General features: G+C 63.3%; 14 protein-coding genes. 5 read left to right on the top strand and 9 right to left on the bottom strand.

Annotated elements, in window-relative coordinates; all coding sequences use genetic code 11:
• Positions 1 to 205 precede the first annotated feature (205 nt).
• Positions 206 to 853 (top strand): LabA-like NYN domain-containing protein, encoded by a 648-nt coding sequence (locus U0023_RS00355; RefSeq protein ID WP_009764357.1) that lies wholly within the window; start codon positions 206 to 208, stop codon positions 851 to 853.
• 59 nt (positions 854 to 912) lie between these two features.
• On the opposite strand, the gene U0023_RS00360 is transcribed toward U0023_RS00355, so the two are convergent.
• The 3 genes from U0023_RS00360 to dapA are packed head-to-tail and all read right to left on the bottom strand — an operon-like array spanning position 913 to position 2,859.
• Entirely contained in the window at positions 913 to 1,443 is a 531-nt protein-coding gene (locus tag U0023_RS00360) for a glycine cleavage system protein R (RefSeq protein ID WP_009764356.1), read from the bottom strand.
• A gap of 49 nt (positions 1,444 to 1,492) precedes the next feature.
• Positions 1,493 to 1,966 carry an SsrA-binding protein SmpB gene (smpB, locus tag U0023_RS00365; RefSeq protein ID WP_009764355.1) on the bottom strand — a complete coding sequence of 158 codons (474 nt, stop codon included), beginning with the start codon at positions 1,964 to 1,966 and terminating at the stop codon, positions 1,493 to 1,495.
• Positions 1,967 to 1,974: 8 nt separating this feature from the next.
• The gene (dapA, locus tag U0023_RS00370; protein ID WP_009764354.1) at positions 1,975 to 2,859 is read right to left on the bottom strand and encodes a 4-hydroxy-tetrahydrodipicolinate synthase; all 885 of its coding nucleotides are present in this window, start codon (positions 2,857 to 2,859) and stop codon (positions 1,975 to 1,977) included.
• Between the two features lie 190 nt (positions 2,860 to 3,049).
• Between dapA and U0023_RS00375 the strand changes: the two genes are divergently transcribed.
• The gene (locus U0023_RS00375) at positions 3,050 to 5,092 is read left to right on the top strand and encodes a lytic transglycosylase domain-containing protein (protein WP_009764353.1); all 2,043 of its coding nucleotides are present in this window, start codon (positions 3,050 to 3,052) and stop codon (positions 5,090 to 5,092) included.
• A gap of 44 nt (positions 5,093 to 5,136) precedes the next feature.
• Complete coding sequence (locus tag U0023_RS00380) at positions 5,137 to 6,015, top strand: alpha/beta fold hydrolase (RefSeq protein ID WP_009764352.1); 879 nt, start codon at positions 5,137 to 5,139, stop codon at positions 6,013 to 6,015.
• 134 nt (positions 6,016 to 6,149) lie between these two features.
• Here U0023_RS00380 and U0023_RS00385 read toward each other — a convergent pair whose 3' ends face one another.
• From U0023_RS00385 to U0023_RS00405, 5 genes are all read right to left on the bottom strand, one after another.
• The gene (locus U0023_RS00385; protein ID WP_009764351.1) at positions 6,150 to 7,403 is read right to left on the bottom strand and encodes a porin; all 1,254 of its coding nucleotides are present in this window, start codon (positions 7,401 to 7,403) and stop codon (positions 6,150 to 6,152) included.
• Between the two features lie 497 nt (positions 7,404 to 7,900).
• Positions 7,901 to 9,016: a 4-hydroxyphenylpyruvate dioxygenase gene (hppD, locus tag U0023_RS00390; protein ID WP_009764350.1), complete on the bottom strand. Its 1,116-nt coding sequence runs from the start codon at positions 9,014 to 9,016 to the stop codon at positions 7,901 to 7,903.
• Positions 9,017 to 9,101: 85 nt separating this feature from the next.
• Complete coding sequence (gene maiA, locus U0023_RS00395) at positions 9,102 to 9,728, bottom strand: maleylacetoacetate isomerase (RefSeq protein WP_009764349.1); 627 nt, start codon at positions 9,726 to 9,728, stop codon at positions 9,102 to 9,104.
• The gene (locus U0023_RS00400) at positions 9,725 to 10,228 is read right to left on the bottom strand and encodes a MarR family winged helix-turn-helix transcriptional regulator (RefSeq protein ID WP_040639168.1); all 504 of its coding nucleotides are present in this window, start codon (positions 10,226 to 10,228) and stop codon (positions 9,725 to 9,727) included. The genes maiA and U0023_RS00400 overlap by 4 nt, the downstream gene beginning before the upstream one ends.
• 156 nt (positions 10,229 to 10,384) lie before the next feature.
• Positions 10,385 to 11,473, bottom strand: coding sequence for a TRAP transporter substrate-binding protein (locus U0023_RS00405; protein WP_040639167.1), 1,089 nt, complete (start codon positions 11,471 to 11,473; stop codon positions 10,385 to 10,387).
• A gap of 73 nt (positions 11,474 to 11,546) precedes the next feature.
• On the opposite strand from U0023_RS00405, the gene U0023_RS00410 reads away from it, so the two are divergent.
• Together U0023_RS00410 and U0023_RS00415 are read left to right on the top strand one after the other, a co-directional pair.
• The gene (locus U0023_RS00410) at positions 11,547 to 12,566 is read left to right on the top strand and encodes a fumarylacetoacetate hydrolase family protein (RefSeq protein WP_009764346.1); all 1,020 of its coding nucleotides are present in this window, start codon (positions 11,547 to 11,549) and stop codon (positions 12,564 to 12,566) included.
• A 66-nt stretch (positions 12,567 to 12,632) separates the two neighbouring features.
• A complete protein-coding gene (locus tag U0023_RS00415; protein ID WP_009764345.1) occupies positions 12,633 to 12,848 on the top strand; it encodes a dodecin in 216 nt (71 codons plus the stop codon).
• A 152-nt stretch (positions 12,849 to 13,000) separates the two neighbouring features.
• Here U0023_RS00415 and U0023_RS00420 read toward each other — a convergent pair whose 3' ends face one another.
• Positions 13,001 to 13,414, bottom strand: a complete 414-nt coding sequence (locus U0023_RS00420; protein ID WP_009764344.1) for a hypothetical protein — start codon at positions 13,412 to 13,414, stop codon at positions 13,001 to 13,003.
• Between the last annotated feature and the right edge of the window lie 159 nt (positions 13,415 to 13,573).

Below are 13,573 nucleotides of genomic sequence, written 5' to 3' on the forward strand. Positions count from 1 at the left end.
TGGTTCTGCCAACTTGACTCTTGGAATTTGGACGCCATTAAGTATTTTACTTTGTCGTTTTTACTCGTCCGAAGGGTTCATATCAGCCTGATCTAGGGCGCGTCGTGATTATATCGCGCAATTTTATTGCTAGCGTAAATAATTGATGCTGCTTGAATAATGAAGGCTGTTATGCCGCTCCGGCAGACACGAATAGAGAATACTTATGTCAGGCCAGCAGCGGATTGCGCTCTTCATTGACGGCGCCAACCTCTACGCGACTACGAAAACACTTGGGTTCGATATCGATTACAAGCGCCTGCTGAAGGAGTTTCAAGGACGGGGCATTCTGGTTCGGGCCTTTTACTACACGGCGCTTGTGGAAGATCAGGAATACTCCTCCATCCGCCCGCTGATCGACTGGCTCGATTACAACGGCTACAGGGTGGTGACGAAGCCGACGAAGGAATTCGTCGATTCCGCCGGTCGCCGAAAGGTCAAAGGTAACATGGATATCGAGCTCGCCATCGACGCGCTCGAGCTGTCCCCCTACATCGACCACATGGTCCTGTTCTCCGGCGACGGCGATTTCCGCTCGCTGGTCGAGGCCATGCAGCGCCGCGGCGTCCGGGTCTCGGTCGTCTCCACGGTGACCACCCAGCCGCCGATGGTGGCCGATGAGCTGCGTCGCCAAGCCGACGAGTTCCTCGACCTGTCGCAGCTCGCCTCCCGGATCGGCCGAGATCCTTCCGACCGTCAGCAGCGCGCCGGCAGCGAGGGCGGCGAGCGGTCCCGCCCGCAGCAGCCCCGCAACGGCGCCCTGGAGAGCCGCTACGGCATCCGGCAGGCCTCGGACGACGAATTCGACGTCTGAGCCTCGGGCTCTCCTCGCAGAAATACCGTCATGGCCGGGCTCGTCCCGGCAATTCGCTTTTAAAGCGAACTTTCCTCGACATCGCAGTCCAGGCTGAGCGACCCGGCGGTGTTGCTGACCGTCGCCAGGCATAGATCCGTCCGGCTGGCGGGAATCGAAACGGCGAACCGGGTCACGTAGAGCCCGCCTTCGGCATCCGGAAGCTTGCGGGCTTCGAGACGCACGATATTGGCCTCGTATTGCTTGAACACTTCCGAGAGGCGCGCCACGAGGCCGAGCTGATCGCCCCCGCTGATGGTGATGCGGTGCGTGATCTTGCCGGCGGGACCGGGGCTCGGATCGAAAGCATAGGGAACCGCCCGGACCTCGGCTCCCGCGAGCTCGGGCAGCTGCTTCAGTCCGGTCTCGATATCGGCGGCCCTCAGATCGGTGGGAAGCTCGCACAGGGCGACGAATTCGGCGCCCGAGCCCAGGGCCGCGAAGGTCGTGTCCCTCAGGTTCACGCCCACGTCGAACAAATGCTCGGCGATCGCCGCCACGAGGCCGACCCGATCGGGCCCAAGAACCGACACCAGAGCAACGGACGTCATTTTTTCCTCCCAAACTCTGGAGGAGAAGGTAGCGCAGGCGCGCCTTCCGTCAGCCCTTCTCACGCATGAGACGCGCCTTCTCCCGGTTCCAGGAGCGTTCTTTCTCGGTCTCGCGCTTGTCGTGCAGCTTCTTGCCTCGCCCGAGGCCGAGCTCCACCTTGGCTCGCCCGCGATCGTTGAAATAGATCTTGAGCGGGATCACGGTGAAACCCTCGCGCTGCGTGGCGCCGATCAGCTTGTCGATCTGGCGCTTGTGCAGCAGCAGGCGGCGCGGACGCTTCGTTTCATGGTTGAAGCGGTTCGCCTGCAGATACTCCGGGATATAGGCGTTGAAGAGGAAGAATTCCTCGCCCGACGGTCCGGCATAAGCCTCGCCGATGGTCGCCTTTCCCTGACGCAGGGATTTCACTTCCGTGCCGGTCAGCGCGATCCCCGCCTCGTAGGTATCGAGGATCTCATAATTGAACCGCGCCTTCCGGTTGTCGGCGACGACGCGGTTGGCAGCCTTTGGATCTTTTGCCATGAGCTCTTTTAAGTGTTGATCAGCCCCGCATGGACCATGGCCGAGCGGACAGCCTGCTTGGCGTTCTCGGAGGCTGGCACCAGCGGCAGGCGCACATTGTCCTCCATGAGGCCGAGGAGGGACGCGGCGTACTTCACGGGGGTCGGATTCGTTTCGATGAACAGATTCGTGTGCAGGGGCATGAGGCGATCCTGCACTTTCAGGGCCGATGCGTAGTCGCCCTTCAGGCATGCGCTCTGCATCTCCGCGCAAAGCCGGGGCGCGACGTTCGACGTCACCGAGATGCAGCCATGGCCGCCATGGGCCATGAAGCCGAGAGCGGTCGCATCCTCGCCCGACAGCTGGATGAAGTCGGTGCCGAGCACCTGCCGCTGAAGGCTCACGCGCGCCATGTTGGCTGTCGCGTCCTTCACGCCGACGATGTTCTTCAACTCATAGAGCCGCGCCATCGTCTCCACCGACATGTCGATGATCGAGCGGCCGGGGATGTTGTAGATGAAGATCGGGATCCCGACGGCGTCGTTGATGGCCTTGAAGTGCTGATAGAGGCCTTCCTGCGTCGGCTTGTTGTAATAGGGCGTGACGATCAGCACCGCATCGGCGCCGACCTTTTCCGCATGCTTGGAGAAGGACACCGCCTCAGCCGTGCTGTTGGAGCCCGCCCCGGCGATCACGGGCACCCTGCCCTTCGTCTCCTGGACGCAGATCTCGACCACCCGCTCGTGCTCCGCGTGGCTGAGCGTGGGGCTCTCGCCCGTCGTTCCCACGGGAACGAGGCCGCTCGTGCCCTCCTGGATCTGCCAGTTGATGAAGGACCGGAACGCCGCCTCATCCACGGCCCCATCCTTGAAGGGGGTCACCAGAGCCGTGATGGAGCCTTTGAATTGGGTCATGGGGTATCCTCGAAATGGGCGCCGGGCGTTCTCTTGGGCCACAAGGGTTTACAGATAGGGGGTGCGGCGCATGCGCGCAAACATTCGTTCGGGGAGTTGTCCTAGCTCGGCTCTTAGTGTTTCCTCAAGAGAAACGTCGTCACAATCAAATAAAAGGCGGCAGCAAAGGGGGTAGCGGGTGAGTCTCAACATGCGTCCTCTCATACGTCTTGTGACATCCGTCGCGCTCGCTCAGTTCGCCGCCCTCACCGCTCACGGAACCGAAGCCCCTCCCATCACGCCGCCGGCCGCGCAACCCGCCACTCTGGAGAGCTTCATACCGCCCGTGCCCGTGCCGGGAGACCTGGATCACCTGCCCTCGATCTTCAAGGCCTATCGGGACAACGATGCGACCGAGGCCCAGATCCTCAAGACGAAGCTCTCCCAGCCGGCCGCTCAGGCCTTGGTCGAATGGTTTGCGATCCGCAGTGGGTTCACCACGGGACTCGATCGCATCCTCGCTTTCCAGAAGGATTATCCGGACTGGCCGGTTTCCAGCCAGTTTCGGCGGCGAAGCGAGGATGCCCTGCTGGCCGAGCGCCGCCCCCCCGCCCAGGTCCGCGCCTTCTTCGCCAAGCAGCCGCCCGGAACGGCTGCGGGCCGGATCGCCCTCGCCTTCGCGCTCCAGGCCGACGGCTTCGCACAGGAGGCGAATGACAGGATCCGGCACGTCTGGCGGGAGGATAATTTCGGCCCCGACATGGAGCGCCGCATCCTCGACCGCTTCCCGGATGTTCTTGCGAAGTCCGATCACCGCTTCCGCATGGAGAGACTTCTCCTGAAGGAGAACTGGGGCGGAGCCCAGCGCGTGGCCTCCTATGCGGGCAAGGATTACGAGCTGCTCGCCAAGGCGCGGCTGAGCGTTTTCCAGGGCAAGAAGAAGGCCGAGAAAGCCTTTGCGGCCGTACCTTCCTCGCTGCGAAGCGACCCGTCCTACCTGTTCTCCAGGGCGCTGCTTCAGCGGCGGAGCAACAATCTGGAGGAAGCCGCCGGGATCATCATGCAGGCGCCTCGGGATCCCGAGCTGCGGGTGGACGGCGACGAATGGTGGGCCGAACAGCGCCTGATCGCCCGTGCCCTGCTCGACAAGGGCAATCCGAAGCTGGCCTACGACGTGGCGAGCCATCACGCCGCGGAATCGCCGGTGCAGCAGATCGAGGCTGAGTTTCACGCGGGGTGGATCGCGCTCCGCTTCCTGAACGATCCGGCCACGGCCTCCAAGCACTTTGCGACCGTCGCCCAGACGGCCTCGACGCCGATCTCCATATCCCGTGTCGCCTATTGGCAGGGCCGCGCAGCGGAAGCGGCCGGCCAGGGCCAGGACGCCAGGATCTTCTACGAACGCGCGTCGGACCAGCCGACGACCTATTACGGCCAGTTGGCCAAGGCCAAACTGGGACAGGCCATCGCCCTCCGGAAGGTCGATCCGCTCTCGGAGGACGAGCGCAAGGCGTTCGATGCCCTTGTCCCCGTCCAGGCCGTGAAACTGCTGCAACAGATCGGCGAGCCGGATCTTGCCCTCAGCCTCTACACCGATCTCGCCCAGTCCCTGAGCGATCCGGGACAGCTCGACGCCCTGGCGGGCCTCGCAACGGCCCAGCAGAATCCCCGGGCCGTTCTCGCCATCGGCAAGACGGCCCTGCAGCGGGGGTTCCCGCTCGATCAGCATGCTTATCCGCTGGCGGCCATTCCTGATTTTCAGCCGGTGGGAGACGAGGTGGAGCCGGCGATGGTCTATGCCATCGCCCGGCAGGAAAGCGCCTTCAACCCGCGGGCCGTTTCGAGCGCGGGCGCCCGCGGACTCATGCAGCTCATGCCCGCGACGGCAAAGAGAACCGCGCAACGGTTCGGCGTCGGCTTCGATCTCAACCGGCTGACCGACGACCCGTCCTACAACGCCAAGATCGGCTCGGCCCATCTGGGCGAACTGATGGAGGACTGGAAGGGCTCCTACATCCTCGCCTTCGCGTCCTACAACGCGGGCGGCGGCAACGTGATCAAGTGGGTGAGGACCTACGGCGATCCCCGTAAGCCCGATGTCGACGAGGTCGATTGGGTGGAGCGGATTCCGTTCTACGAGACCCGCAACTACGTCCAGCGCGTGCTGGAGAACCTGCGGGTATACCGGCAGCGCCTGAACGACAGGGCCGCCCCTCCTGCTCCAGCCACGGCGGATGCGACAAGCATCAATTGATGGTGCAGGATGGACCGCACCGAAATCGTCACAGCCGGACCAAGATGAGCTCTTCCTATCGCGACCTGTTCGTAACCGCCGGCGACGGGTTGCGTCTCTACGCCCGCGATTATGCCCCCGGAGCTTGCGCTCTCTTGCCCGTCATAGGCCTGCCTGGCCTTGCCAGGACGTCGGCGGATTTTCACGAGCTTGCGGAAAGCATCAGCCGCGACCCTGCCCGACCGCGCCGGTTCGTCTCCCTCGACTATCGAGGGCGCGGGCGCTCGGAATGGGACCCGGACTGGCGCAGCTACGACGTCAAGGTCGAGTTGAACGACACCGTGCAGGTCCTGGCCGCAGCCGGAATCGCGAAAGCGATCTTCGTCGGCACGTCCCGTGGCGGCTTGATTGCGATGGCGATCGGAGCAGCCCATCCCGAGCTCGTCGCCGGCGCTATCCTGAACGATGTCGGTCCGGTTCTCGAAGCGGAGGGGCTGAAGCGGATCCGCAGCTATGTCGGCAAGCTCCCGACGCCGCGAACCATCGACGAGGCCGCCGACATTCTGCGCCGGCAATCGGAGACCCAATTTCCCCATTACACGCGTGAGCAATGGGAGCGCATGGCGCGAGGGACCTGGCGTGAGACCGAGGACGGGCTCGTACTCGCCTACGATCCCCGGCTGACGAAGGCACTCGAAGGGCTCGATCTGGAGGCAGCGCTGCCGGATCTATGGCCCCTCTTCGAGACCCTCAAGCTGTTTCCCGTTCTCGCGATCCGTGGGGCGAATTCCGATCTGCTGAGCGCAGAGACCCTGCGGATGATGAAGGAACGACATCCGGATCTCACATCGATCACGGTGCCGGACCAGGGCCACGCCCCGGCTCTTGAAGGTGATCTCGTTCGAGAAATCAAAGACTTCATCGCCAAAGTCGACGCCGGCTGAGAAGCATCCCTGCTCGTGCATCCAAGGAACCGGACGTGAGACGTGATTCACGGGCGCGTCTGATGCGTCTGTTCCGCAAAAGAAAAACCCCGGTGTTGCCACCGGGGTTCTCCTATCCAATCAGGACGAGCCGATTAGAAGTCGCGCTGAACGCGGATACGGCCTTCCCAGATGTCGTTCTGGGAGTTGATCGGGTTCGGGCCACGCGGGTCGATGTTCGCGTACAGAACTTCGACGCCGAGATCCAGGCCGGCAACCGGCGACCAGATCACGTTCGTGCCAGCGCGCCACTCGGTGAAGTCAACACCGACGCCCAGGCCAGCCGGGAAGGCGAGCGGAGCAACGTTGTCATACTCGACGCGAGCCCACGAACCGAACACGTTCTGGCGGACGGTCGGGGTCCAGTAGTGGCGCAGGCCACCAGCGATCGACCAGCCCTGGCCGGTGTGGATGTCGCCATCCGTACCGATGTAGGCATCGACAACCGACTGACGGAGCGTGCCGACCGTGGCGGTCGAACCGAAGCCGAGGTAGCCGAGAGCGCCGTCAGCATAGGACACGGCAAGCCAAGCGGCATCGCCAGCGCCGAGAGCCGGCAGGTTCAGCGAGCCCTGGAACGAAACCGACCAGCCGAGCTCGGAGTCCGGATAGTCGAACACGCCGGGAGCGAAGGCGACGACGTTGTCGCTGCGCAGCTGGTGCAGAGCACCGGAGAGCTGAGCCGTACCCCAGGTGCCGGCGTACTTCAGGTTACCGACGAGGTCAGGATAGGTCTGACCAGCTTCGGTGAACACCGAGGTGCCAGCAATCGTGGTGCCGGTGAAGCGGCCTTCTTCAGCCGACAGCGTGGCCGAGAAGCCGTTGCCGAAGGAGAAGGTGTAGGCGAACACGTTGACCGTCGGAGCGTCCGAGAAGCGGAGCGTGCCGAAGTGGCCGGTGGGCAGGTCGCTGTTGTCGTAGAACGACACGGTACGACCGGCGGTGAGGCCGCCGAACTGCACGAAGGCCTGGTCGACGTTAGCCGTCGTGGAGCTGAAGCCGTAGTCGCCGGTGTCGCGGGTCAGGTCGAAGCGCACGAAGGTGCGGAGCAGACCGTAGGCGGTGGCGGTGCGGGCGTCGAGCTGGATACGGCCACGAGCGCGGAAGCCGATGGCGTCATCAGCGCGATCGAGCGGCTCGAGGTAGCGGAACTCGGCGCGAACACGGCCGCCGACGCGGAGGCAGGTTTCGGTGCCGGGGATGTAGAAGAAGCCTGCGCCGTAGGTGGAGCAGACGCGCACGTATTCGACAGCAGCGGCCTTCTTCGCGGGAAGATCGGCAGCTTGAGCCCCGGCGACAGCCGCGAGACCCGCGACCGATCCGAGGAAGAGGCTCTTAGCGAGCTTCATGGTTAAACCTCCAAAGTTTCGAGACCCTGGGGGGCCGGGTTTTTGTGCTTCGAGTGCTTCAACGAAGCCCTAAACACGTCCCTTTTCCCCTAGCACCCGGCGGCCCGCCTTTTCGGTCGAACTCGCCGGTATCACGACTGGGGTGCCCCCGTCGCTGGAGCCACATTATCCATGACTGGATCGCAGGCAACCGAATGAAGGCGCAAAATGGGCAAGAGGCGGGGCTTTTCAGGGGCATGTTGCACAAAGGCAACGTTTGAAGCTGGCTTCTTTACGCTTCGTTAAGATCCGCACGCAGAAATTCATAAATCCTTAAGTACAAAGGGTTTGAAGCGCTTATGCGGACGACCTCGTGTCCCCGCCGGAGACCGTGAGACAACTCACGATAGCCTCCCCCTGTGAATAACGCCCGTCACATTTTCGATAGCTCGCTCCCTTCCCTTCATGAAAAAGGCCGGGCGAACCCGGCCTCTCTCGAATCGTAAAGCGATTCTAAGCTACGCGACCTTGGGGCCGATGACGCCCCGGCGGATCTGGTCTTCCTCGATCGATTCGAAGAGGGCCTTGAAGTTGCCCTCGCCGAATCCGTCGTCGCCCTTGCGTTGGATATACTCGAAGAAGATCGGCCCGATGGCGGTCTTGCCGAAGCGCTGGAGCAGGACCTTCGTGAAGCCGCCTTCGACGACGCCCTCCCCGTCGATCAGAATCCCGTTCCGCATGAGGCGGTCGAGAGACTCCTCATGGCTGGGCAGGCGCTTGTCGACACGGGAGTAGTAGATGTCGTTCGGCGCCGGCATGAACTCGAGCCCGCCTTCGATGAGCGCTTCGATGGACTCGTAGAGATCGTGCGAGCCGAGGGCCACGTGCTGGATGCCCTCTCCCTTGTATTCCTGCAGATACTCTTCGATCTGTCCGGTCTCGCCCGCGTCCTCGTTGATCGGGATGCGGATCTTGCCGTCCGGGCTCGTCATGGCTCGGGAGTGCAGGCCCGTCAGTTTGCCCTCGATGTCGAAGTAGCGGATCTGACGGAAGTTGAAGAGGCGCTCGTAGAAGCCCGCCCATTCGTTGAGCCGCCCGCGATACACGTTGTGGGTCAGGTGATCGATGTAATAGAGGCCGACGCCCTTCGGCTTCGGATCGGGCTCACCCAGCCATTCGAAATCGACGTCGTAGATGGAGCCCTTCGCGCCATAGCGGTCGACGAAATAGATCTGCAATCCGCCGATTCCTTCGATGCCCGGGATCTCGAGCTCGTTGGGACCGATCTGCGTCTCGATGGGCTTGGCCCCCATGGAAAGCGCGCGGTCATAGGCGTATCTCGCATCGGCCACGCGGAATGCCATGGCCGGAGCCGAGGGGCCGTGCTGCGCCGCGAAGCGCTCGGCGAAGGAGCCCGGCTGCGCGTTGACGACGAAGTTGATGTCGCCCTGGCGGTAGAGCATCACGTTCTTCGAACGGTGCTTGGCGACGAGGCTGAAACCCATCGTCTTGAACAGACGATCCAGTGCCTGCGGGTCGGGATGGCAGAATTCAACGAACTCGAATCCGTCCGTCCCCATGGGGTTCTCTTCGGAAATCGCGGCCGGCGGTGCATCGTGCGGGAACGGTCCCATGGCTTTCCTCCTGTCATGCCTCTGCCGAGCGAGAGGCGATCGGCTGTGAAGACAACGCATCCATTCGGGGACGGATGCGATTGCGTCAGGTCGCGTCGGGCTGCTTGGCCGGCGCGGCATCCTGAAAGGCTTTGTGCGCGGCGCAGGCCGCATCCACGGCGACGATCTTGGGATAGGCATCGAGCGGGATGTGGAAGCGTCGCGCATTGGCGACCTGCGGCACGAGATAGATGTCGGCCAGCGTGATTCTGGCCCCGAAGGCGTAAGGACCGGGCCCGAGCAGGGCTTCGATGGCGTCGAAACCCTCGCGCACCCAATGGGCGTACCATTCGTCGGCCGCCGCCTTGTCGTGCCCGAGACGGTTCTTGAGATAGGCCAGCGTCCCGGAATTGTTGAGCGGATGGATATCGCAGGCGATCAGGCTGGCGATCGCCCTCACCTTGGCGCGCGTGACTGCACCGACCGGCAGCAAGGGCGGCTCCGGATAGACCTCGTCGAGATATTCGAGAATGGCCGGAGACTGGATCAGCGTGGTCGCGCCGATATTGAGGGATGGCACGCGCATCTGAGGATTGACGGCCTTGTAGCTCTCCTCGCGCTGCTCCCCCGTCAAAAGGTTGATCGGCGCGGACTCGTATGTCACGCCCTTCAAGTTGAGGGCGATCCTGACGCGATAGGCGGCGGAGGAGCGGAAATAGGTATAGAGCTTCACCCGTCATCCTCCTCGACACTGCGGGGGGCCAGCAACCGAGCCTGCCGGGTCAGCTTGTCGATCAGGGCTGCGAGCGCCTGCTGTTCCTGCGGCGTCAGGGCGGACAGGAGGCGTTCCTCGACGGCCAGGGCTTCGGGCGCGACAGCCTCGTAGATCGCCCGTCCTGCGGGCGTCAGGGCCAGCCATTCCTCACGGCGATCGTCGAGATTGGGACGGCGTATGACGAGGCCACGCTTCTCGAGCGCCGAGACAGCTCGCGACACCGTCGATTTATGCATCACGCCGTCGGGGGCCATGTCCCGCGCCGTGCGCAGTTCGTATTGCCCAAGGGTGACGATGATCCGCCAAGCTGGGATCGAGAGGCCGAAACGCTCCGCGTAGATCTGCGCCAGCGCGCTCGATGTGAGGCCGGCCAGGACGTTCAGCCGGTACGGCAGGAATTCCTCCAGCACCACCAGAGGTTCGGATTCCGGCTTCTTCGCTGCAGATCCAGTCGCCATCACCATGCCATTCGTTGCACAAGCAACCGATAACATAATTCGTTGCAGACGCAACCAGATTTTATGCCGTAGAGCACGGCGCCATAAACGAACGGCGCGGCCGGATTGCCCGACCGCGCCGCCGCCAGAAGGTTAAATATAAGGCTTTACCGTCTTTCACGCCCGTCCGCGGGTGCGGACCATGAAGGTGTCGAACGCGTATTCGTTGAGCTGCCACCAGGGCAGGACGTCGTTGCGGTAGGCCACCATGGAATCGTAGGCCTTCTTGAAATCCGCGTTCTTGGCCGAGAGCTCGGCATAAAGCTCGTTCGCCGCCTTGAGCGAGGCTTCCATGATGGCCGGGGAGAAGGTGCGCAGCTCGGCGCCGGCGCCGACCATGCGGCGCAGGGCCTGCCCGTTGACCGCGTCGTACTTGGCCAGCATCCAGTTGTTGGCCGCTTCCGTCGCCTGGCTCATGATGGCCTGGTAGTTCTTCGGCAGCTCGTTCCACTTCTCCTGGTTGACCACCAGGTGGAGCATGGCGCCACCCTCCCACCAGCCGGGAGCGTAGTAGTATTTCGCCACTTTCAGGAAGCCGAGCTTCTCGTCGTCGTAGGGGCCGACGAACTCCGCAGCATCGAGGGTGCCGCGCTCCAGCGCCGGGTAGACGTCGCCGGGAGCGATCTGCTGCGGCACGACGCCGAGCTTGGCCAGGACCTGACCGCCGAGACCGCCGATGCGGAACTTGAGGCCCTTCAGGTCGTCGACCGTGTTGATTTCCTTCCGGAAGAAGCCGCCCATCTGGGCGCCGGAATTGCCGCACACGAGGGAGGTGCAGTTATACTTGCCCATCACCTCGTTGATGATCTCCTTGCCGCCGGCGAAGTGCCACCAGGAATGAAGCTGGCGGGCGTTGAGGCTGAAGGGCAGGCCCGTTCCCATGCCGAGCGCCGGCTCCTTGCCGATGTAGTAGTAGAGCGGGGTATGGGCGCATTCGACGGATCCGTTCTGCACCGCGTCCATGGCCTGCAGGCCGCCCACGATCTCGCCCGGAGCGAAGACCTGGATCTGGAACTTGTTGTCGGTGGCCTCGGCCATGTACTTGGCGAAGGTCTGGGCGGTGCCGAAGATCGTATCCAGGGATTTCGGGAAGCTCGAGGTCAGACGCCAGCGGATCTCGGGAGCGGACTGAGCGATGGCCGGAGCCGCCACCGTGCCGGCTGCTGCCGCAAAACCTGCCCCCTTCAGAAAGTTTCTTCTCTTCATCGTCGTCATTGGCGTTTCCCCAGAGAGCATTCTGTTGCAAGTTGAATGGACCATAACAACCCGGTCGGTGGCAATGAAGCTCTCCTCCCTCAACCAAGGCCGTGACGGCCGCCTCGTCATCGTGTCGAAAGACCTGACCCGCGCGACGGATGCTTTTTTCATTGTTCCGACGCTTCAGCAAGCCTTGGACAATTGGGAAAAAGTAGAGCCTCAGCTCCGCGACCTTGCCGAACAGCTGGAGCACGGCTCGGTCCCGGCCTTCCGCTTTCACGAGCACGATTGCGCGTCGCCCCTGCCCCGCGCCTATCAATGGGCCGACGGCTCGGCCTATGTGAACCATGTGGAGCTGGTGCGGAAGGCGCGCGGCGCCGAGATGCCGGCCTCGTTCTGGACCGACCCGCTCATGTACCAGGGCGGTTCCGATTCCTTCCTCGGACCGCGCGATCCGGTCCTGGCGGTGGACGAGGCGCATGGGATCGACTTCGAGGCCGAGGTCGCGGTCATCACCGACGATGTGCCCATGGGCGCGACGCGGGACGAAGCCGCCCGCGCCATCCGCCTCGTGGTGCTCGTCAACGACGTGTCCTTGAGAAATCTGATCCCGGCCGAACTGGCGAAGGGCTTCGGCTTCTTCCATGCCAAGCCCTCCTCCGCCCTGTCGCCGGTCGCGGTCACGCCCGACGAGCTGGGCGAGGCCTGGGACGGCGGCAAGCTTCACCTGCCCCTGCTCACGCACCTCAACGGCAAGCCCTTCGGCAAGCCCAATGCGGGGATCGACATGACCTTCGACTTCCCGACGCTGATCGCCCACGCGGCCAAGACGCGGCCGCTTGGCGCCGGCACGATCATCGGGTCCGGCACGGTTTCCAACAAGGACGAGGCCGGCGGGCCGGGCAAGCCCATCGATCAGGGAGGCCTCGGCTATTCCTGCCTCGCGGAACTGCGCACCGTGGAGACGATCCTCCAGGGCGAGGCCAGAACGCCGTTCATGCGCTTCGGCGACACGATCCGCATCGAGATGAAGGACAAGCAGGGCCAGTCGATCTTCGGGGCGATCGAGCAGAAGGTCGAGGCGTACCGGAAAGAAGGGTGAACCGCCCCATAGGCGCATCCGAAGAGCGCGCTACCTCCATTCTGTCGGCAAAGCATGGAGCGGCCCATGGATGAGCATGTCTACAAGATCGTCGAGCTCGTCGGCTCGTCCGAGACCAGCATCGAGGACGCCATCCAGACGGCGATCCGACGCGCGAGCCAGACCTTGAGAAATCTGCGCTGGTTCGAAGTCGTCCAGACCCGGGGCCATGTGAAGGACGGCGAGGTGCGCCATTATCAGGTGGTGCTCAAGGCCGGGTTTACGCTGGAGGCGGGCGAGTAGAGAATTTCTCGACTACCTGGAGATGCTCCGTTGACTCGTCATCACCGGCCCTCTGTCGGTGATCCCGACTGTCCGACGCGCCGAGCCTCACCTTATCGGGATGGCCGGCACAAGGCCGGCCATGACGTGGAGATGTCAGCGCAACAGTTCGCTTACGCGGCGATCTGGGAGAGCCTCGCCTGCTGGCGTCCGCGCATGATGAAGTCGAGCAGCGCCACGTCGACGTAGCCCGCCTCGTCGAGGATGGCGTAGGCGATGCTCATGGCGTTCGGAGACGGTCCGCTGATCTCCAGCAGGGTGGCAAGCCAGAAGGCGTCATCGTTGCTCACCACGCCATGAGGCGCCCGGCCCCAGACGACGAAATCGACCACGAGCTTGGTCAGGGCCGTTCCCCAGCTCTCCGCGGCATCGACGATCCGGTCGAGCGCCAGCAGGGACTCGACCTCGATCCGGCTCGTGAGGCCGCCTTGCAGGATCTCGCCCTGAAGCATAGTCACGTCATCGTCCGAAACATGCTTGGCCTCGGAAACCCTGTCGATGAAATCGCGAAGTTGATCCTTCATCATCCCTTTGACTCCCGCCGGCTCTTCTTTGGCTCACTGCCGGTTCATCGCTTGCTGAGGAGGAGTCTCACACGGAGAGCGGGCCGAAACCGTTAATACGACATGCTGAATCGCCGTTGAGGTTAAGCGTTGTTGAGAGACTTTGGTTGCCGGAATCTTGCC

The sequence above is a fragment of the Microvirga lotononidis genome (assembly GCF_034627025.1).
Lineage (GTDB): Bacteria > Pseudomonadota > Alphaproteobacteria > Rhizobiales > Beijerinckiaceae > Microvirga > Microvirga lotononidis.